20 protein-coding genes and 1 riboswitch are annotated in these 19,594 nt (G+C 72.0%); of the genes, 11 read left to right on the top strand and 9 right to left on the bottom strand.

What is annotated here, in order from left to right; genetic code table 11:
- Positions 1-112: 112 nt before the first annotated feature.
- Positions 113-847 (bottom strand): alpha/beta fold hydrolase, encoded by a 735-nt coding sequence (locus ACYVF7_RS04460; protein WP_460335246.1) that lies wholly within the window; start codon positions 845-847, stop codon positions 113-115.
- Positions 848-910: 63 nt separating this feature from the next.
- On the opposite strand from ACYVF7_RS04460, the gene ACYVF7_RS04455 reads away from it, so the two are divergent.
- Positions 911-2,005 (top strand): helix-turn-helix transcriptional regulator, encoded by a 1,095-nt coding sequence (locus tag ACYVF7_RS04455; RefSeq protein ID WP_460335243.1) that lies wholly within the window; start codon positions 911-913, stop codon positions 2,003-2,005.
- Positions 2,006-2,099: 94 nt separating this feature from the next.
- Here ACYVF7_RS04455 and cpt read toward each other — a convergent pair whose 3' ends face one another.
- Entirely contained in the window at positions 2,100-2,633 is a 534-nt protein-coding gene (cpt, locus tag ACYVF7_RS04450) for a chloramphenicol phosphotransferase CPT (protein WP_460335240.1), read from the bottom strand.
- A gap of 176 nt (positions 2,634-2,809) precedes the next feature.
- Between cpt and ACYVF7_RS04445 the strand changes: the two genes are divergently transcribed.
- Positions 2,810-3,148, top strand: a complete 339-nt coding sequence (locus ACYVF7_RS04445; protein ID WP_460335237.1) for a YchJ family protein — start codon at positions 2,810-2,812, stop codon at positions 3,146-3,148.
- 331 nt (positions 3,149-3,479) lie between these two features.
- Here ACYVF7_RS04445 and ACYVF7_RS04440 read toward each other — a convergent pair whose 3' ends face one another.
- Positions 3,480-3,659, bottom strand: coding sequence for a hypothetical protein (locus ACYVF7_RS04440; protein WP_460335234.1), 180 nt, complete (start codon positions 3,657-3,659; stop codon positions 3,480-3,482).
- A gap of 97 nt (positions 3,660-3,756) precedes the next feature.
- Between ACYVF7_RS04440 and ACYVF7_RS04435 the strand changes: the two genes are divergently transcribed.
- The 7 genes from ACYVF7_RS04435 (at position 3,757) to ACYVF7_RS04405 (ending at position 13,389) form a co-directional block, all read left to right on the top strand.
- Complete coding sequence (locus tag ACYVF7_RS04435) at positions 3,757-4,689, top strand: ABC transporter ATP-binding protein (protein ID WP_460335231.1); 933 nt, start codon at positions 3,757-3,759, stop codon at positions 4,687-4,689.
- Positions 4,690-4,759: 70 nt separating this feature from the next.
- Positions 4,760-5,002 (top strand): ATP-binding cassette domain-containing protein, encoded by a 243-nt coding sequence (locus ACYVF7_RS04430; RefSeq protein WP_460335228.1) that lies wholly within the window; start codon positions 4,760-4,762, stop codon positions 5,000-5,002.
- The gene (locus ACYVF7_RS04425) at positions 4,971-5,510 is read left to right on the top strand and encodes an ABC transporter ATP-binding protein (protein WP_460357785.1); all 540 of its coding nucleotides are present in this window, start codon (positions 4,971-4,973) and stop codon (positions 5,508-5,510) included. Before ACYVF7_RS04430 ends, ACYVF7_RS04425 begins: the two co-directional genes overlap by 32 nt.
- Positions 5,511-5,526: 16 nt before the next feature.
- Positions 5,527-6,180 carry a hypothetical protein gene (locus ACYVF7_RS04420; RefSeq protein WP_460335225.1) on the top strand — a complete coding sequence of 218 codons (654 nt, stop codon included), beginning with the start codon at positions 5,527-5,529 and terminating at the stop codon, positions 6,178-6,180.
- Complete coding sequence (locus ACYVF7_RS04415; protein WP_460335222.1) at positions 6,128-8,806, top strand: permease; 2,679 nt, start codon at positions 6,128-6,130, stop codon at positions 8,804-8,806. The genes ACYVF7_RS04420 and ACYVF7_RS04415 overlap by 53 nt, the downstream gene beginning before the upstream one ends.
- The gene (locus tag ACYVF7_RS04410) at positions 8,803-11,634 is read left to right on the top strand and encodes an FtsX-like permease family protein (RefSeq protein WP_460335220.1); all 2,832 of its coding nucleotides are present in this window, start codon (positions 8,803-8,805) and stop codon (positions 11,632-11,634) included. The genes ACYVF7_RS04415 and ACYVF7_RS04410 overlap by 4 nt, the downstream gene beginning before the upstream one ends.
- A 586-nt stretch (positions 11,635-12,220) precedes the next feature.
- Positions 12,221-12,359: riboswitch (cyclic di-AMP (ydaO/yuaA leader) on the top strand.
- Between the two features lie 64 nt (positions 12,360-12,423).
- Positions 12,424-13,389, top strand: coding sequence for a C40 family peptidase (locus tag ACYVF7_RS04405; protein WP_460335217.1), 966 nt, complete (start codon positions 12,424-12,426; stop codon positions 13,387-13,389).
- Positions 13,390-13,499: 110 nt separating this feature from the next.
- Here the strand turns inward: ACYVF7_RS04405 and ACYVF7_RS04400 are convergent, their stop codons facing one another.
- Both ACYVF7_RS04400 and ACYVF7_RS04395 read right to left on the bottom strand, forming a co-directional pair.
- Positions 13,500-14,909: a GntP family permease gene (locus ACYVF7_RS04400; protein WP_460335214.1), complete on the bottom strand. Its 1,410-nt coding sequence runs from the start codon at positions 14,907-14,909 to the stop codon at positions 13,500-13,502.
- Between the two features lie 75 nt (positions 14,910-14,984).
- Complete coding sequence (locus tag ACYVF7_RS04395) at positions 14,985-15,968, bottom strand: LacI family DNA-binding transcriptional regulator (RefSeq protein ID WP_460335211.1); 984 nt, start codon at positions 15,966-15,968, stop codon at positions 14,985-14,987.
- 228 nt (positions 15,969-16,196) lie between these two features.
- On the opposite strand from ACYVF7_RS04395, the gene ACYVF7_RS04390 reads away from it, so the two are divergent.
- A complete protein-coding gene (locus ACYVF7_RS04390) occupies positions 16,197-16,673 on the top strand; it encodes a P-loop NTPase family protein (RefSeq protein ID WP_460335207.1) in 477 nt (158 codons plus the stop codon).
- Positions 16,674-16,738: 65 nt separating this feature from the next.
- Here the strand turns inward: ACYVF7_RS04390 and ACYVF7_RS04385 are convergent, their stop codons facing one another.
- Positions 16,739-17,257, bottom strand: a complete 519-nt coding sequence (locus ACYVF7_RS04385) for an HAD domain-containing protein (RefSeq protein ID WP_460335204.1) — start codon at positions 17,255-17,257, stop codon at positions 16,739-16,741.
- 156 nt (positions 17,258-17,413) lie between these two features.
- On the opposite strand from ACYVF7_RS04385, the gene ACYVF7_RS04380 reads away from it, so the two are divergent.
- Positions 17,414-17,716 carry a DUF1905 domain-containing protein gene (locus ACYVF7_RS04380; RefSeq protein ID WP_460335201.1) on the top strand — a complete coding sequence of 101 codons (303 nt, stop codon included), beginning with the start codon at positions 17,414-17,416 and terminating at the stop codon, positions 17,714-17,716.
- An 89-nt stretch (positions 17,717-17,805) separates the two neighbouring features.
- Here ACYVF7_RS04380 and ACYVF7_RS04375 read toward each other — a convergent pair whose 3' ends face one another.
- From ACYVF7_RS04375 to ACYVF7_RS04365, 3 genes are read right to left on the bottom strand one after another with little or no spacing between them, the layout of a single operon-like run.
- The gene (locus ACYVF7_RS04375; RefSeq protein ID WP_460335199.1) at positions 17,806-18,204 is read right to left on the bottom strand and encodes a hypothetical protein; all 399 of its coding nucleotides are present in this window, start codon (positions 18,202-18,204) and stop codon (positions 17,806-17,808) included.
- Positions 18,205-18,239: 35 nt separating this feature from the next.
- Positions 18,240-19,205, bottom strand: coding sequence for a barstar family protein (locus ACYVF7_RS04370; protein WP_460335196.1), 966 nt, complete (start codon positions 19,203-19,205; stop codon positions 18,240-18,242).
- Positions 19,148-19,510, bottom strand: a complete 363-nt coding sequence (locus ACYVF7_RS04365) for a hypothetical protein (RefSeq protein WP_460335193.1) — start codon at positions 19,508-19,510, stop codon at positions 19,148-19,150. The genes ACYVF7_RS04370 and ACYVF7_RS04365 overlap by 58 nt, the downstream gene beginning before the upstream one ends.
- Positions 19,511-19,594 lie beyond the last annotated feature (84 nt).

Raw genomic sequence — 19,594 nt, 5'->3', positions numbered from 1 at the left:
CAACAGCCTGGTCCTTCCGCCTGGAGCCGAGGGTGTCCTCGCGCGCCAGACCTCGTAGGAGGCAAGCGCGAGGACACCCCCAGGCGGTTGGGGACCCCATGGGCGCCGCCGGTCAGCCCGCTTCGTGCAGGATCGCCGCCAGCTCGCCGGGCCGGTCGAACATCGGCCAGTGCCAGCCGAACAGCTCCCGGTGATCCCAGCCTTCGTCCGCCATGTGCCGGAAGGCGGGAACGGTGGCGGCGTTCGCCCGGATCTGCTCCACCCCGAAGCTGCACAGCACGTGCAGTCGCGGCAGCTTCTCCCAGGCCCCGGTCAGCCGGACCGGCGTGGTGATGGTGGCCCATGGCTGCGGCGCCGACAGCCGCGTCAGCCGTTCGAGCGTGTCGTCGGGCAGCGCGGACGCACCGGCGGCGAGCTGCGGCCACGGTGGGGGCGGTAGGCGCCAGCCGTCGCCCACCGTGCGTACCAGCTCCGCGTTGCGGGCCTGGTCCTCCGGCGGGGTGAACTCCCCCTGGGACATCCCGTCCGGCAGCGGTCCACTGTCGATGAACACCAGCCGGGCGATCCGGTCCGGCATCCGGTCCGCCACGCTCGGGATCACGGCCGCACCGGCGTAGCTGTGGCCGACCAGCACCACGTCGTGCAGGTCCTCGTAACGGATCAGGTTGAGCACGTCGGTGACGTGCGTCTCCAGGTCGGTGTCGGGCCGGGCCAGGTGCGTCCGCTCGCCCATCCCGGTCAGGCTGAGCGGGTGGACGTCGTGCCCGCGGCCGCGCAGCTCCGCCGTCACCGGACGCCAGGCCCACGCGCCGAGCCAGAACCCGGGGATGAGTACGTAAGTCGTCATGAGCGCGACGCTAGGCCGGATACAGGACAGGATCCGCCCGGTATTCGCGGCAAACTTGTGTACATGACCCGACCGACCGCTCGCGTGCTCGCCCTCCTGGAGATCCTCCAGGCCGGCGGCACCCGTACCGTCGCCGACCTGGCCGACCGGCTCGGCGTGGACGAGCGCACCGTACGGCGCTACGTCGACCACCTCATCGACCTGGAGGTCCCGGTCCGGTCGGTACGCGGCCGGTACGGCGGCTACCGACTCGCCCCCGGGTACCGCATGCCTCCGTTGATGCTCACCGACGAGGAGGCCCTGGCAGTGCTGCTCGGCCTGGTCGCGGGCAGGCGCGCCGGGCTGGTGACCACGTCCGTCGCGGCGATGGAGAGCGCCGCCGCCAAGGTGCGCCGGGTGCTGCCCGAGGCGCTCGGCCGCCGGCTGGAGGCGCTGCTGGCCACCACCGAGTTCACCGCTCCGGCCCGGCGCGTGGCCACCCCGGAGACGGGCGTGCTGCTGATGCTCGCGGAGGCCGCGCGGCACCGCCGGCCGGTCGCCCTCGGTTACCAGGCCTGGAACGGGCGGCGCAGCGAGCGCACCGTGCACCCGTACGGGATCGTCCTCCACTCCGGGCGCTGGTATGTGACCGGGGCCGACTCGGACCGCGGCGAGGTGCGTACGTTCCGGCTGGACCGGATCGAGACCGCGACGGTGCTGCCGGGGTCGTTCGAGGTACCGGAAGGGTTCGACCCGACCGCGCGGGTGCTGTCCGGGCTCGCCGAGGTGCCCTACCTGCATGAGGTGTCGGTACGGGTTCAGGGCACGGCCGAGCAGGTCCGATCCCGGCTCCCGGCCGGTCTCGCCACCGTGCGGGAGCTCCCGGCCGACCCGGCGCCGGATCCCGCCACGGAGGCTCCACAAGAGTCATCCAAGCCACGGGCCGCCTCCACGGACCCGGCGCCGGATCCTGCCACGGAGGCGGTCCACGATCCGCCGGAGCCTTGGGTACGGGTCCGGCTGCGGGCCGAGCGGCTGGACTGGGTCGCAACGGCGCTCGCCTGGCTGGGCCACCCGTTCGTGATCGAGTCTCCGGACGCCCTGCGCGACCACGTCCACGCCCTGGCCCGCCGGCTCGCCGCCTGCGCCGACGAGGAAGCAGGGTCGCCCCCGCCCTAGACGGCGCCGCGGAGGTGATCTCGTTCGCTCCCGACCGGCCGCTCCGGATCGACCCGGACGCACCGCCACCGGCGCCGGGCGACCGAGCCGCCGATCACCCGGTCTGAGCGGCGATGGTCCGCGCACACTCCAGGGACTCGGTACGGGTGGTGTCCACCTCCAGGTCGTAGAGCACGCCCCGATGGGCCGCCTCCGCCTGCGACGCGGCCATTCCCCGGGCCCGATCCCCGCGGGCGATCTCGCGGCCCGCGGCGACCGCGCTCTCGCACCTGACGCCGACCCACAGCACGTCCAGTCCGTCGAGAGCCTTCTGCCACCGCTGCTGGGACTCCGCTCCACCGAGGAAGACGTCATCGACGATGACCCGGGCACCGGCACGGGCCATCGCGGCGATCCCCGCCATCCACGCCGCTTCCAACTCCCGGAACTCCGACCCGACGCTCACCCCGCCATCCGCGGCGAACTCGATCCCGGTCTCCGACGTCCGCATGGACGCGGGCATCGCCTCGACCAGCGTGTCGACGCTGACGGCGAGCCACGGATCCGGCAGCACCGCCTGCAGGCACCTGGCGATCCCGGACTTACCCGAGCTGGATCCGCCGTTCAACACGATCACCTGAGTCGTCACCGCGCCACAGTAGAGGCCCTGCCCGCGACGTATTCCGGCAGGGCCGCCCTGCTGCCACGATCGCGGTGATGGCCGCGCGGCGACACAATGAGAACATGACCGATCCGGGTGCACGATGCTTCTGCGGGCTGCCCGCACCGTACGACGACTGTTGCGGGCGTTTTCACCGCGGAGACATGAAGCCCCCGACCGCGGAACGGCTCATGCGCTCGCGGTTCAGCGCCTTCTGCGTGGGTGACGAGAGCTACCTCCTGCGCACGTGGCACCCGTCGACGCGGCCACCGCACATCGACTTCGACGAGTCCCTGCGCTGGCAACGCCTCGAAGTCCTCCGAACGGCCGGCGGAAGCTACCTCGACACCGACGGAACCGTCCACTTCCGCGCCCACTACATCCAGCGGAACCGCCCAGGGCTGATGGAAGAACACAGCCGCTTCGTCCTTGAGGACGGCGCCTGGTCGTACGTCGGCCCCCTCCCCTCCCTGCCACGGGTCGCGCCCGCCCGGGGACGATAGGACGTCCGTGCCGGAATACGGGGCGGCGGCCACGGCCTCCGTTCCCGGCCTCGCCTCGCGCGGGCGGCCGATCCGCGGTGTGGTCGTCAGGCGCTGTAGGTGCGCTTGGCGCGACGGCTCATCTCGGTGTTCTGGAACGCGGTTCTGGCTCGATTTTCGTGAGTGAACGGCTCCGGACCAGGCGAACCCGTCCGCTCACCGCCCCGCCTCCCACGGCCCTTTGCTCTGCTTACCCTGAGTACACATCTGGCACGGTCCACCGCCTACTCGGCGTAAGCAGAGCAAAGGCCTTCGGGAACACATGCAGCCTTGCCCGGGGCCTGGGCGACCGTTACCGCGACCGCCACGAAATGTGAGTCAAAACCTGGAACGCGACGCACTCCCATCGCCCGTCGCGGCGACGCAGGGTGTAGGTCTGGAACTTGTCGTAGTCGATCTTGTTGCCTTTGCCGATGCCGCCGACCGTGCCCGGCTGAGAACGCTTCTCAGCCGGATAAGCCGCTGCATTCACTCGACCGACTCCGGCCGGAAGCCGGGGCGGTAATGCCCCGAGATGGCCGATAGAGTCTGGCCCAAGATCAGCATGATGCCTGGGCCGGAGGAGGGGCATGTCCAGCACGCCGCTGTCCTTGCCTCAGCCGCCTCAGCGAGCACCGGAGTTCGGGCGGGACGCGCTGATCGTCTGCGAGAGCCTGGTGCGGATCTACCAGTCCGGGTCGGTCGAGGTGCAAGCGCTGCAGGGGCTGGACCTGGTCGTGGACAGCGGCGAGATGGTCGCCGTCGTCGGGGCGTCCGGGTCGGGCAAGTCGACGTTGCTGTCCATCCTCGCCGGGATCGATGCCCCCACCGCCGGGCGGGCGCGCGTCGACCGGTGGAACCTGCTGTCGATGTCCCGTGCCGACCGCGTGCACTATCGGCGGCACACCGTCGGATTCGTCCGGCAGCAGACGGCCGGCAACCTCGTGCCCTACCTGACCGCGCGCCAGATGATCGACCTGCCGATGACGATGGCCCGCACACCGGCCCGTACCCGCCGCGCCCGTACCACCGAGTTGCTGGACGCGCTCCGCGTCGCCGACTGCGCCGACCGGCGTCCCGCACAGCTGTCCGGCGGGCAGCAAATGCGTGTCGCGATCGCGGTGGCCCTCGCCAACGAGCCCCGCGTCCTGCTTGCCGACGAACCGACCGGCGAGCTGGACACCGCCACCTCCGCCGAGGTCTTCGGAACATTGCGGAACGTCAACCGGCAGCTCGGCGTCACCATCGTCGTCGTGACCCACGACCCCGAGGTCAGCGGCCAGGTCGAGCGGACTGTGGCGATCCGCGACGGGCGTACCAGCAGCGAGGTGCTGCGCCGCACCGCCACCAACGACGACGGCGGCACGCACATGATCGCCGAGGAGTACGCCGTGATGGACCGTGCCGGAAGGGTCCAGGTGCCGCGCGACTACCGCGAGGCGCTGGCACTGACCAGACGGGTCCGGCTGGCGCTGGAGGCCGACCACGTCGCGATCCGCCCCGACCTCGACGGGCACCAGTGAGCGGGCCAGAGATGCGCGACGGGCGAAGGCGGTGTCGTGCGGCGCTCCGCGGACTGAGCAGGGAACTCGTATGAACGCCGGTCCGGGCGGCCCGCTGGTCACCGTGCGCGGCGTTCACCGGCGCTTCGGGGCCGGGCCGGCCGCCGTGCACGCCCTGCGGGACGTGTCGTTCGACGTCGCCGCCGGGACCATGGTCGTCCTCGTGGGCCGATCCGGCTCCGGCAAGACCACCCTGCTCAACGTCATCGGCGGGCTGGACCGCCCGAGACGCCGGCACCGTTCTGGTCGACGGAACCGACGTCACCGTCCTTGACGAGGACGGCCTGTCCCGGCTGCGGCGGGAGAAGGTCGCTTACGTCTTCCAGACCTTCGGGCTGATCCCGGTGCTGACCGCCGCGGAGAACGTCGGCGCCCCGTTGCGGCTGGCCCGCGTCCCCACGCAGGAACGTGAGCGCCGTGTCGAGCTGCTGCTGGAGCTCGTGGGCCTGGCCGACCACGCCCAGCAGCGTCCGGGCGAGCTGTCCGGCGGCCAGCAGCAGCGGGTGGCCATTGCCCGGGCCTTGGCCGCGTCACCTCGGCTGTTGATCGCCGACGAGCCGACCGGGCAGTTGGACGCCGAGACCGGCCTGTCGGTGATGGCGCTGCTGCGCGGAGTCGTGGAGTCCGAGGGCGTCACAGCACTGGTGTCCACGCACGACCCGGTGATGATCGCGCTGGCGGACCGGGTGATCCGGATCAACGACGGGCGGCTCGACGAGCAGTTCGAGGCGCAGCCGGACGGGCAGGTCGCAGGGCAAGTTGACGGACAGGGAGCCTCGTGATCCTTCGGAGCGGCCCGTGCTGAGGCTGCTCGTTCGCCGCGCCCGCGCGCAGTGGCCGCTGCTGGCCGCCCTCCTGACGGTCGTCATGGTCGGCTCCACTTTGCTGGGCACCTACGCCCTGCTCGTCACCCGTACCGCCGACCGGGCGTTGGAGGTCGCCGCGTCCCGTGTCGCCCCCGACGATGTCGACGTCACCGCCTACACCGTCACCGTACGGGGCGCGGACGCGCGATCCGTCGCCGACGACACTCGCCGTGTGCTGGCCTCGGCGCTGGCTCCGTTCGCCGCGACGACGGCCGCGCGGGCGTCCTCCGTGATGCGGTCGCTGCCGAGGCCACGGGCCGGGAGAGGCGGCGTCCCGGCTCAGGCCTACCTGTCGGGCATGGAGGATCCGGCGGCCCACGCCCAGTTGACCGCCGGACGCTGGCCGCGTGCCGCGGCCGATGCCGCGCACCCCTCGGCGCCGCTGGAGGCCGTCGTCCTGGAGCCGACCGCGCGGCTGCTCGGCCTCACCCTCGGCAGCCGCGTCCACCTCGGCGCGCAACTGGCCGGGCGACCCCGGCACCGCCGGGCCGGTGTCGCCGGGCCGGGTCGGCGGCCCCGGTCCGGCGGTCGACGTGACCGTCGTCGGCTTCGTACGCCCGCGGCCCGGCACCGGCTGGGACCGTGACCCTCTCGCCGCCGCCGGCTACGACCTCGCTTACCACGACGGCCGCTCCATCGGGCCGGTCCACGCGTACGGGCCGTTCATCGTCGACCTCGCCGACCTGCTCGCCGTCGGCTCCACCCTCGACCGGCTGGAGATCACCGCCCATCCCGACCTGTCCGGTCCCACCCGCCGCGACCTCGACGCCGTCGCCGCCGCCACGCTCGACGCCGACCGCCGACTGGCGCGCGCTCTCGGTGACCGGGTACAGATCGAACGCGTCACCTCCCGGCTGCCGCTCACCCTGCGGGCTGCCCACGACCAGCTGCGGGTCACCGCCGCCACCGTGCTCGCCGTCGCCGTCCTCGCCGGCGTCCTGACCGCGACCGCCCTCGCCCTGGCCGGCCGCCTCACCGCCGGCGCGCGCGCCGACGAGACCGCCCTGCTGTCCGACCTGGGTGCCGACCGTGGCCAGACCGCCGCTGCCGCGACGGTCGAGGCCGGCGCACTCGCCGTCCTCGCCGCCGCGCTCTCGATCCCCGCGTCATCCGCCCTGCATGTCGGCCTGACCCACCTGCCGCCGCTGGCGGGTGCCGGGCTCGCCGCCCATCCGAGCGTGACCGGCGCCCAGGTACTCGCCGTCGCCGGAGGCGCGCTGGCGCTCGCGGCGGTGCTCGTCGCCTTCGCCGTACGGCCCGTCCCCGCGTTCAGTGAACGTCGGCACCGACGCGAGCTGCTCGCCCGCTCCGGCGCCGACCTGTTGCTCGTGGCGTTCGCCGCTGCCGCCTGGTGGCAGCTGCGCGCTCAGCCCACCGGCGCCGACTCTCGTACCGACGCCGTCCGCATGCTCGCTCCCGCGCTGCTCCTCGCCGCGGGCGCCGCGCTGGCGCTTCGCCTGGTGCTGCCGGCGCTGCACGGCGCCGATCGGCTGGCGCGCCGAGCCCGCGGGCTGGTGTTCCCGCTGGCCACGTTCGAAGCCGCCCGCCGACCGCAGGCGGTCGCCGCGGGCCTGCTGATCGGCCTGGCCTGCGCGGCCGGCACATTCGGGATCGCCTTCGACGCCACGTGGCAACGCTCGCAGCACGATCAGGCCGACCTCTCCGTCGGCACCGACCTCGCTCTCACCCTCACCGCCCCGCCGATCACCGGGCAGGGGACGGCCGTCGGCGCGGCCACCGGAGGAACGGTGAGCCCGGCCACCGACCGTGGCGTCGCGGTCGGACAGTGGCTCGGCAACGCCGGCGACGTGCCCCGGCTGGTCGCCGTCGACACCACCCGCGCCGAGGCCCTGCTGCGCGGCCGGCTGAACGATGGCCGAAACTGGAGGAACGTCGGCGCCGCCCTCGCGCCGCGGACCCGCGTCACCGGCGTCGCGGTCCCGGCCGGCGTCGCGCTCACCCTGACCGGAACGGCGACCGGCGGGACCCCCCTCACCGTGACCCCCCGGTTGCTGCTGCAGGACGTCACGGGCCTGCGGACCCTCTGCACCGGCCCGCCCGTCCCGCTCGACGGTAAGGCGTACCCGCTACCTGCGTGCGCGACGGCCGAAGGCCTGCGGTTGGTCGCGGTGTCCCTCCCGTTCGCGGCCGACGAGAACTCACCGGGGAACGCCGACGCCGAATCCTCGGACGGCGCTGGATCCCCGGCCGACGCCGCTGACCACCAGGTCGCCGTCACGCTCGCAGTGCCAGGAACCCCCGTATCGGCGTCCGGGTCGCCCTGGACCGCCACGTCCGCCGCGCCCTCCCCCGCGCAGCTCGGCGATCCGTCCGTCACCCTCGCCGGCACCCCCACGGGCACCGAGCTGAGGATGACGACGACCGTCTCGCTCACGGGCCCCCCGAACGCCGCCCGAGACCTCGTCGCCACCGCCTTCCCCGCCCCTGGAGCGATACCCGTCGCCGTCTCCGCCCGCTTCGCCGACGAGGCCCATGCCAGGCCCGGTTCCCGGCTCAGCCTCACCGTCGGTACGACGCCCGTCCCGGTCAGCGTCGCCGAGGTGCTGCCCACCGTCCCGTCCGCCCCCGGCGCCGCCGCCGTCCTGGCCGACCTGGACGCGCTCTCCCGTGCCCTCGTCGTGGACGGCACCCTGGACTGTCCCGTCGACGCCTGGTGGGTCGGCCACCCCACCCAGGCCGCCGGCGTACGCGCCACCGCCCTGCACCTCGGTGCCGTCACCACGCGCGCCGCCGAGACCACCCGCCTCACCAGCGCCCCGCTGCGCGCCGGGCTACCGGCCGCGCTCCGGCTGCTCGTCCCCGCCGCGGCCCTGCTGCTGCTCGTCGGCATCGTCCTGCATGTGACCTGCGACCTGCAGGTACGCGCCCACGAGGTGGCACGGCTGGCGGGCCTGGGGATGCCCCGGCGCGGGATCCGTACCGTACTTCTCGGCCAGCACGTCGGCATCCTGCTGCCCCTGCTCGCGACAGGTGCGGCCGTCGGCGCGCTCGCCGCCCGCATCGTCGCACCCCTGCTCGTCCGGTCCGACACCGGTGCCACACCCGTCCCGGCCGCCCTGCCCAGCTGGCCATGGGTTGCGGAGGCCGCCCTGCTCACCCTGTTGCTGGTCGGGTGCACGCTAGCGGTGACCGCCATCGTCACCGTGCGTGCCCGCCGCGCCGACGCCACACACCTGCGGGTGACATCATGAGCAGGCGAACGACCCGCCGGCCGCATGACCGCCGATGGTCGCCGAGGCTCCGGCCACCCGGCCGCCGACAGCCGCCTGACCAGCGATCGCCCGGTCGCCTACGGCCGCCCGCACTCCACTGGCCCAGCATCCGCGGCCGCGCCCTCGCCGACGCCGGGCCGCTGCTCCTGGCCGCCGCCGTCGTCGCGGTCGTCACCGTGCTCGCCGGCGCCGTGCCGCCACTGCTGCGCGCCACCGCCGACGACGCCGTTCAGGACGCGGTTCGCAACGCCGGCCACGACGCCGATGTCTTGGTCCACGCCCGTTGGGAGAGCGACGACGGGCCTAACGGCGATCGCGTCCGCCTTCCCCACCTCGCCGAGGACGTCGATGACTTCCGCGACAGGGCCAAGGACGCGCTCGGCTCCCTGCGCGCCGCGCTGCGTCCGCCCGTCGCCACCGTCACGAGTACCACCCTCAGCATCACCGACGGCAGCGTGCTGCGCACCTTCCAGCTCACCTACCTGGCCACTGACGGCCGGCCAGGCGTGACCTGGATCGCGGGCGGTCCGCCCCGGGCCGCCGCCTCCGCGGTGGACGGCCACGCCGAGATCCCGTACAGCGGGCCGCCCTGGCCGGTACAGGTCGGTCTGTCGGAAGCGAACGCCGCCGCTCTCCACGTACGTCCCGGTGCTCGCATCCCGCTCGAGGACGACCGGAAGCGCGTCAAGAACGTCCAGGTCAGTGGCATCTTCCGGGCGACGGACAGCACCGATCCCACCTGGCGGCCGACACCGTGGCTGCTGCACCCCGTCTCCGGTGAGGACGGCGTGGGCACCACCCGGCTCGCCGGCCTGCTGTCACGCGACTCCCTGCCCGACGCCCGCCTCGCCTTCGACCAGGACCAGTTGGAGCGCACCGTCGGGTTCACCCCCGACCCGCGCGCGCTCACCTGGGACTCCGCCCAGGCGATCGCCGGGAGGGCGGTCGCCCTCAAGGCGGCTTCCGGCTCTTCGGGCACCCTCGACGACGCCCTGCAGTGGGACACGCAGCTCGACGCCGTACTGCGGAACGTCCGCGCTCAGGTCAGCGCCGCGTCCGCGCAGGCGTCCGTGCTGCTCACCGGCGTCCTGGCCGCCGCGATCCTGGTCCTGCTGCTCTCCGCCGACCTGTTGGTCGGCCGCCGCGCCACGGCGCTCGCCGCCGCCCGGCAACGAGGGGCGACCCTGCCCGACCTCGGCGCCGAGCTGCTGCTCGAGTCCGCCGCGGTGGCGCTGTCCGCCGCCGTGGCCGGGCTCGCGCTGGCCCGTACGGTCGCGCCGGGCGCCTCCTGGGCGTGGGCGGTCCCCGTGGTCCTCGCCGCTGCCGCCGCCGGACCGGCGTTCGGTACGCTCGCCGCCGCCCGTGCCACCCGCGATCGCCGTGTCCCCGCCAACCGGTCGGCGCGCCGCTGGGCCCACCGTACCGGCCGGCTGCGCCGCGCCACCGTCGAGGCCGCGGTCCTGATCGCCGCGGTCGCCGCCTTCGTCGCGCTGCACCAGCGCGGGATCCGCTCCTCCGGCGACGCGTCCGGGGCGGGCGGTGGCGTGACGCTGCCCGCGAGCGCGCCGGCCCTCGGCGTTCTCGCCGGCGCGCTCGTCCTGCGGCGGCTGCTGCCCGCCGGGACGCGCCTGGCGCTGAAGCGGGCACTGCGCTCCCATCGTCCACTGGCGGTGTTCGGCACCGCGCGGGCGGCCGTGACGTCCGCGCGCGTACTGCCGCTGCTGGTCCTGGTGACCTCCGCCGCGCTGGCGTCGTTCGCGCTCACCCTCGACGCCACCGCCGACCGGGGCCTGGCGGACGGCGCGTGGCGCACCGTCGGCGCCGACGCCCGCCTCGACGTCGCCCCCGCCGCCGCAGCCTCCACACCCGCGCTCGCCCGGCGCATCGCCGCCGCGCCGGGAGTCCGGCAGGCCGTCACCGCGCAGGTGACCGACAGGGCGAGCATCGTCGCCGACTCGGTCGTCGTCGCCCCGCGCCTGGTGATCGTGGACACCTCCGCGTACCGGCGGATGCTGGCCTCCACTCCGCTGCCACACGCGCCGGCGCTCACCCGGCTCAGGGCGACCGGACACGGCGACGTCCCCGCGCTGGTGCGCTCGAGCGATGGCAGCCTGCGGCGCGGCATGCGGCTAGAACTGCTCCGGGACGGTGCCCCGGCCATCCGGCTCACCGCCGTCGGTACGGCGCCCGCCGTCGGTGACGCCGATGACGTCGTCCTCGTGGACGCCGCGGCCGTCTCCGCCGCCGGAATGCCGGCCGTCCCGAACACGGTGTGGGCGACCGGCCCCGGAGCGGCGCGAGCGGTCACCGCGAGCGCCGTCGCCGCAGACGCCGTAGTCCGCGCGGACGTGCTGCGCGCACGCCGTAAGGCGCCGCTGACCTCCGGGCTGCTGCGGCTGACGTGGACCTCGGCCGCGACCCTGCTGACCCTGGGACTGCTCGGCCTCGCCCTCGGCACGGCCGCGAGCGCCCCGGAACGGTGGCAGACCCTGACCCGGCTGCGGACCCTCGGCCTGCGGCCACGGGACGCCCGCTGGGTCGCCGCGGGCGAGTTGCTGCCGCCGGTCCTGGTCGCCGCCGTGGGCGGCCCGCTGCTCGGGATACTGCTCGCGCGCCTGACGTTCGGCCCGCTCACCCTGCGGTCGCTCACCGGGCAGGCCGGCGACCCGGCCCTGATGCTGCCGTGGTGGTGGCTCGGTCTGGTGACCGTCGCGTTGCCGGCGGCGGTCGCCGTGGCGGTACCCGTCGAGTCGGCGCTACGACGCCGCCGCCGATTGAGCGAGGTCCTCCGCGCGGGCGAGGGATAGCCGCCGGCCCCGAGGGCGTGTCCGACAGATCCCGTTCGTAGCGAGCGCCGTCTGGGCGCCGCGCAGCCGGACAGCGGATCTGTCAGACACGCCCTAGCAGCCAGCCGGTGGGCGACCCGGCTGAGGATCGGCGGCGCGTGGCGACACCGTGGTCGGCCGAGCGCGTGTGCCCCAGCCGGCGCCGCAGGCGCGGCCGGCCGGACCGCACGCCGGCGGGACCGGTCCTTCGAGGCGGGTCACCGCGTAGACGTGGACGACACCTCGCCGCTGGTATTCGGCGAGTCGGGCGAACCCCGCCGACTCGGCCGCCTGGTGCTGGGCACCGCGATCTCGACGTAGGTGCCGCCAGACCGCTTCGTCTCGCCGCCGGCCATGACGCCGCGAAGGGCATCGGCCGCTGTTCTCGCCGAATGAGACTCGAGGACAGTCACTCAGCGTCGGGAACTGCGTACCAGAACAGGGCACATTATCTGCGGTCGGTAACGGACAGTACACACAGCGTGTGATAAGTCCCGTTTCGGTGGTTTCATCCACATTGATGCCCTACGCTCCGTAAGACTCGACCGTCCCATGCTTCACAACAGAGCACGACCGTCAGCCGAATCCCCGCAGTGCGGGGAACCGGGGACCCAGGTACCTGGGGTGAATCCGCAGCGCCCGGCGCTCGGTAGGGCATCTCCCGCCCGAACCCGACAGCTAACCCGGTAGGCGTGAGGAGAGGAGTTCGTACGCGTGGCATTTTCATATTCGCGACTCACCCGTTCTGGTCGCCTGAGAGGAATTATGGCCTTGGCGGCAAGCGCCGCCCTCCTTCTTCCCGCAAGCAGCGCATACGCGGCCACCAAGCCGTCAGCGGCCGCGACAAAGAACAAGCTGGACAAGCTCAACAGCCAGGTGGACAAGCTCGCCAACCAGTACGACAAGGCCAAGACACAACTGGACGCGGCGAAGAAGCGGCTTTCAGCGATCAACAATCAGATCGCCACCGAAAAGCCCAACTATCAGAACCTCCGCGTCCGGGTGGCGCAGATGGCCGTCGCCGCCTACAAGAACGGCAGCCTTGGCAACACCGCCGTTCTCGCTTCCAAGGACCCCGAAGCGACCCTGCAGAACATGTCGTCCTTCATCGAGCTCTCCAACAGCCGCAGCCAAGAGATGAACGCCTTGCTGGCATCGACCCAGCGCCTCCAGCGTGATCAGCAAGAAGCCAAGGCGGCACTGCAGACCGTCACCACGACCACGTCCACGCTCAAGAGCCAGAAAGCCGCCGCCGAAAAGGCGATCGCCAAGCAGAAGGCGCTGTTGACCAAGGTCACCAGCTCCAGCGGAAGCACCAAGAGCACGAGCGGCAACAGCAGTGGCAAGAGCAGTGGCGGCAGCAGCCCCTCCAGCTCCGCATCGGGCTCAGCCGGCAAGGCGGTGAATTACGCCATGTCTCAGCTGGGCAAGCCTTATATCTTCGGCGGTACAGGCCCGACGGGCTATGACTGCTCCGGGCTGACGATGATGGCCTGGCGTTACGCCGGCGTCAGCCTTCCCCGCGTCGTCCCCGACCAGTACAACGCCATCCGCCACGTGGCCAAGTCCGATCTACAGCCCGGTGACCTGGTCTTCTTCGACGGCCTCGGACACGAAGGCATTTACGTCGGCGGCGGCAGATTCATCCACGCCCCGCACACCGGCACCGACGTGCAGTACGCCAGCATGTCCAACAGCTACTGGACCGCGAACTACGTCGGCGCCGGCCGCCCGTGATCGAAGGGCCCGTCGCCCGGCATGTTCGCTGGACCGTGGGGAAGGCGTCGTACCTCCTGGACCGGTTCGACGCCTTCCCCGGCCGGCTGACAACATGGGGCATACGGTCGCTAGAGGAACGCGGAGAGCAGGAGGGTCATCCCCAGGCCCATGATGCTGACCAGCGTCTGGGTGGTGGTGTGGACTTTCGTGGCCTTGCCCATGTCCATCCCGAAGGACTCCTTGACCAGCCAGAATCCGGCGTGGTTGACGTAGTTGAGGCCGATCGAGCCCGCGCCGATCGCGATGACGACCAGCGAGGTGTGCCAGCTGCCGGACGCGGTCACCAGCGGCGCGACGATGCCGGTCGAGGAGACGATCCCCACCGTCGCCGATCCGGTGGAGGCGGAGAGCAGTAGCGCGAGCAGCCACCCCAGCAGCACGACGCTGATGTGCGCTCCGCCGGCGGCCGAGGCGATGGCGTGGCTGATACCCGTGTCCTCCAGTACCTGGTTGAAGGCACCGCCCCCGCCGATGATCAGCAGGATGCCGACCACCGCCTTGAGGCTCTCCGTGACGGACTGCCGCACCGCTTCCCCTGACCTGCCTTGGGCCAGTCCCAACGCGAGCAGCGCGACGAGGAAGCCGATCAGCATCGCGATGACGGGCGCACCCACCAAGAGCGTCGCGCTGCGCAGTTGGCTTCCGTCGGGCAGGGCGATCTCCGCGATGGTGCGCAGCAGCATCAATGCCACCGGGACGAGGATGCAGGTGACCGCCCAGGCGATCGGTACCGGCCGCCGCGCTGTTCCGGAGTCGTCGCCGCGTACGGCGGGGTCGTCCTCCGCGCGCCGCCGTACGAACTGGTCGACCAGGGCCTGGTCGGGGTAGACGTCGATCCGCGGGGCCATCCAGGTCGCGAAGACGGGGCCGGCCAGAATGACGGTGGGCACGGCACACACCAGGCCGAGCAGGATCGTCTTGCCCAGGTCCGCGTGCAGTCCGGCGACGGCGGCCAGCGGTCCCGGGTGGGGCGGGACCATGCCGTGCAGGGTGGCGAGCACGGCGATGGTGGGGATCACGAGCATGGTGTACGGCGAGTAGCGCGCGTGTCCTTGCCTGCGCATCCGGTCCGCCACGCTGAACACCAGTGGCAGCAGCACGATGAGGCCGACCTCGAAGAACATCGGGATGCCGATGACGAACGCCGCGGCGCTCATCAGCCACGGCACTGAACGCGGCGTCGACCGGCGCACCACCGCCGCGGCGATCACTTCCGTGGCGCTGGAGTCGGCCAGCAGGCGGCCGAGCATGGCGCCGAGAGCGAGCGTGATGCCGACGTTGCCGAGGACGTCGCCCGCACCCTTCTCGATCGAATCGGCGATCTTGGCGACGGGTTCGCCGCCCGCCAGCCCGACCCCGATGGACACCACCAGCAGGGCGATGAAGGGATTCAGCCTGAGCCGCGAGTTGATCAGCACTACGAGCAGGGCGACCGAAACGATGAGTACGGCTATCAGCCCCGGCGTCGACGTTGCCACCGCAGGACCTCCTCGATACCTCCGGAACCGGTTCCGGAATAGTTCCGGAAGTGTGGCGGACGCGGAGGGCGAAGGTCAAGGTCGGACGTCGGCGGGCTCGTACGCAGAGCGATCGTCGGCGACGCCTGGCAGCAGGCGCACCGGCAGTTCGTGGACCTCGGGCGGCTCCGGGGCGCCCTCGATCGCGCGCACCAGCAGCTGGACCGCCCGCGCGCCCAGTTCCGGCAGCGGGCGCGGGACCGCGGCGAGCGACGGCTCGGCCAGCCGGGCGGTGCGCTCGTCGCCGAAGCAGACCACCGCCACGTCCTCCGGGATTCGCCTGCCCGCCCGGCGCAGCGAGCCGAGCGCGGCCAGGGTGAGGTCGTCGGAGCAGCTGAAGAGCGCGTCGAAGCGCAGGCCCGGGTCGGCCGCCACGTCGGCGTCCGCCCCGACCTCCAGGATCCGGTCGGAGGAGAGCTTGAGCCCGGCTTCGGCGAAGGCGGACTGGCAGCCGGCCGCACGGGCGCGAGCGCCGCTGGCCGCGTTGTGCGGGAGGAGCACGACGACCGACGTACGCTCCTGCCGCATCAGGTAGCGGCCGGCCTGGTGGCCGGCGCTCCAGTTGGCCGTTCGAACGATCGTCGCCTCCGGGTCGACGAGGTCCTCGTCGACCACGATCACCGGCCGGTCCCCGAACGACGGCGTCCGCACCGGGCCGACCAGGATCGTGCCATCGATGGGCAGCTCCGCCGGGTCCTGTGGCGGCATCGAGCCGTCCGGCCCGACCGGCCGTACGAGCACCTGGTAACCATGGCGTTCCGCCTCGGCCATCGCTCCGGACAGCACCCCCGCCCAGCCTGAATCGGCCGGCGACACCTGCAGCACGATCAACCGGAAGCGGCCAGTGCGCAGCGCCTGCGCGACCCGGCTCGGCTGGTAGCCCAGCTCGTTGGCGATCTCCTGGATCCGCGCCCGCGTCGCCTCGCCGACTTCCGGATGGTCCGCGGACAGCGCGCGCGAGGCGGTCGCCTTCGCGACTCCCGCAGCCCGGGCCACGTCGGCAAGCGTCACTCGCCTCATCGGCCGTCCCTTCCAGGACTCCGAGGCTCCGAAACCGGTTCCGGAGCCGTTTCCACGGCACGCTACCCCAACACGCCCAGCCGTACGCCGCCGTCGGTGTCGACGCGGGGCCGCTGCGGGTCACATGTGCCAGGACACGGCTGCGTACAAGTGATCGTGCTTCGTGCGACTCGTCGTCGCGTTCGGTCTGATCGGCGATGTTGGGCCGGCTCCAGGCATGATGAGGGCATGCGGCGGGTGGTGATCCTCGGGCGCGGCGGCGCCGGCAAATCCGTCTTGGCCCGACAACTCGGCGAGGTGACCGGTCTGCCCGTGGTCGAGCTGGATGCGCTGTTCTGGCAGCCTGGGCTGGTCGCAACGGACCCGGCCCGGTGGGCGGAATGTCAACGGCGACTGGTCCAGCGTGACGTCTGGATCCTCGACGGTGACCTCGGTCCCTACGACAGTGACCCGCAGATCCGCCTCCGGGCCGCCGACACCGTCATCGTGCTCGATTTCGCCTTCCTGCGGTGCGCGTGGCGGACGATACGCCAAGGCCGCGAACGCGGCGACTACTGGCGCTGGATCTGGGCCTATCGACGCCGCAGTCTCCCGGCCGTGATGCAAGCGATCACCGCTGCCGCTCCGGACGCCGAGGTCCACGTGCTGCGCAGCCCCCGTATGGTCCGACGCTTTGTCGCGCAGCTCCGGCAGACGGCCGCCTGACTCCCCGAAGCGATCCGGCCGACCGGATGCTGAGGAACATTCATCGCGGCATGTGGGGGAACTGATCACCGTCGTTCGGCGAGCCACTGGCGAATCAGCGAGAAGTCCGACTCGGTGAGGCCGACATGCGGGTCGATTCGGTGCAGTAGCGCTCTGCCCGCGTGGTGTTCCGCCACCCACCGCCGGTCGGCGTCGGTCATCTCATCGTCGAGCCAGATGAACGGGCGTCCGGCCGCCCACCGGGTGAGGTAGATCGTCTTCCAGTGCAGGCCGTGCGGCGGCTCGTCGTCCGAGTCGGGCCAGTCGACGACGGGTAGTTCTGGGAGTCCGAGCCGTGGCGAGATGACCTCATTCGCCTCCGCCATCCACGTTGTCGCCCAGACCAGGTCGCAGCCCAGCGCCAGCAGCCTGCGTCCGTCATCGGGATCGAGTCGGTGCAGCAGCGGATTGCCGCACCCATCGGGCTGGTCGGCCGCAGTGCCGTCCGAGGGGGACCGGCGACCGGCCGGCCGGGCGCTGAAGGTGATCAGCGGGCCGTCTACGTCGAGGAAGACCACCGGGCGGTCGGCGGTGCCGAAGATCACCGGACGAAGCTATCACCGGCTTGACCCACGGGCGTCGGCTCGACCCGGCAGCGACGCCGTCGGTTGCGGCCGGTGCTCGTCGTCGGTGACGCGTAGCGCTTGGTACGCGCACCACCGCCCACAGGTACTGTCGGACCCCGGCGTCATGATGAACGGGTGGTCGTCGATTTCGAAGCCGAGCTATGGATATGGGATGCCCGGCGCTCCGACACGTGGACCTTCGTGAGCCTGCCCACCGAGGCTTCGGAGGAGATCCGTGACCTGGCCGGCGGCGCCCGTCGCGGCTTCGGTTCGCTGCGGGTGCGGGTCACGGTCGGCACGAGCACCTGGAAGACCTCGATCTTCCCCGACAGCGCGCGTGGCAGCTACGTGCTGCCCATCAAACGCACCGTCCGCACAGCCGAAGGCCTCGACGCAGGCGACATCACGACCGTAAAGGTCGAGCTCATCGACTTTTGACACCGGGCGACAAACCATGGCCAGCGCCCGATCAGCGGCAGCTGAGTACGGTGGGAAGTGCTGCAGAAATTCGCTCGTCTGTGCCACGATCAGTCTTCGTTGTCGCTGGGCGGAAGCGCGAAGACGTCACCACGAAGACAGTTACTCCGAGGTCCCGGCGACAAGGGAGCCGGTTCGTCGATCACGATCCGCGCGCCCCACCCACCGGCTGCCAGCCCGTCGGCAGCGTGATCGGAAAGTCGGCTGTCGACTGCGTCGCCGAGCAGACCGACATGCTCAAGGATGACGAACAGCGCGTCTGCGGCGCTGGTCACCGTCTCGGAGGCTTCGGCGGCGCTCGCGTCCGGATTGAGTTCGCGGTAGATCCGGCGCGCGACCGTTAGGAGACGACCGGCATCGGTCACGGTGAAGTCGCGCCGCAGCCGCAAGGATAGGGCCATTCCGTTGGCGAGCGGATCGTCCCCAATGACACTGTCATCACCCGGCATACGGACACGATACGGATGAGCCGTGTGTGAGGCGCTCAGCGCAGTTCGACCTCGACGCCGTGTTCGGCGAACATCTGCAGGAGAGAGTCGAGAGTGACCGCCGGCGCGTACCGATGCCGGTCGTAGCCGGGGACGAGGTGTTCACCGGCCACCGCCGAGTCGTGCCAGACCAGTCGGAACGGCGCCCGAGCACCCCACCTTCCACCAAGGCAGTCATCGAGGGCGTCAAGGTTCCAGCCGAAGTAGCCGCCCGGGCCGTTGATCGCCTCCCCGACGGCGCAGTAGAAGCCCCCGATGTCGGTGACGAAGCGGCCGTCGAGGTTGAACACGGTCCCTGCCGGCCGGTCCGGGGCATCGGAGCGATGATGGGCCAGTGCCACGCCGGCCCACTCGTGCCGCAGCGTCCGGTCATAGCGGGCCCACAGGTTGGGTTCGGTGGGTCGACCGGTGAACCACAGGTCCAGAATGCCGCGTGTCCCCGCCGGGTACGGTTCACGTGCGTCACTGGCGATGGTGACGTCGAGGAGGCCGGCGCCGAGCGCGGACGGCACGCTCGACACGAGCGTCCCGGACACAATGCCATTGACCAGCGGAACCACCGAACCGTCGGCGGCGACGGCTCCCACCTGCGCGGACACCCGGCGGCGGCGCAGGCCGGCCTTCGTCGCCTGTTGTACCGCGGCGATCGCGGCCGGCAGCGACGGCTCGGTCCGGCAGCCGACCAGGACGACGTGCGGCACCGGCGGCTCCGTCGGTTCCCGAAAGACGCCGGTGACGTCGACGCAGACACCGCACCGCGTGTCGTCCGGACCGCTCAGCACGAATCCGGTGACGTCATCAGGACGATCGACGCCGTCCGTTCGGTCGTACACACCGACCAGGCCCTCCAACTCGATGTCGACACGCCCCGGCGAGATCTCTGACGGCCGGTGGTCCAGCACGGTCACATCGAGCAGTTCCTCGCCGATCCAGCCGCGCCGCGCCGCCGGGTCGTCGGGCATCGCCGATACCCAAAGGTTGCCCAGCCACGCTCGCTCGGGCAGGCGGTCCCGGTGGTCACGCTGTCGAGGAGCGAGGCGAGCGCGCCGTCCCGCATACAGCCGAGGAGGGTGAAGCGTTCCCGCGGCCGTGGCGGCAGATCGATGAACAGCCCGTCAATGTCGGCGCACAACGCCAAGGCCTCGTCGTCGGGGAACTGCGGCGTGCCGGTTTGTCCGACGAGCAGCCAACGCGGCGAAACCCGCCGATTCCACGCCCACCGCCGCTGCCACGGCTCGTCGGCCCGGCCCGGGCGGTCGGTCGTCACCTCCCAACCGTATCGGCGACCAAGAACTCGCCTCGCGCACCACTCAGTTCGTCACGGCGGCCCGCAGACGGCGTACCTCTTAGC

The organism is Actinoallomurus acanthiterrae, from assembly GCF_054775715.1.
The sequence above is the reverse complement of the archived record's forward strand: the minus strand, read 5'-3'. Positions and strand labels throughout refer to the sequence as shown.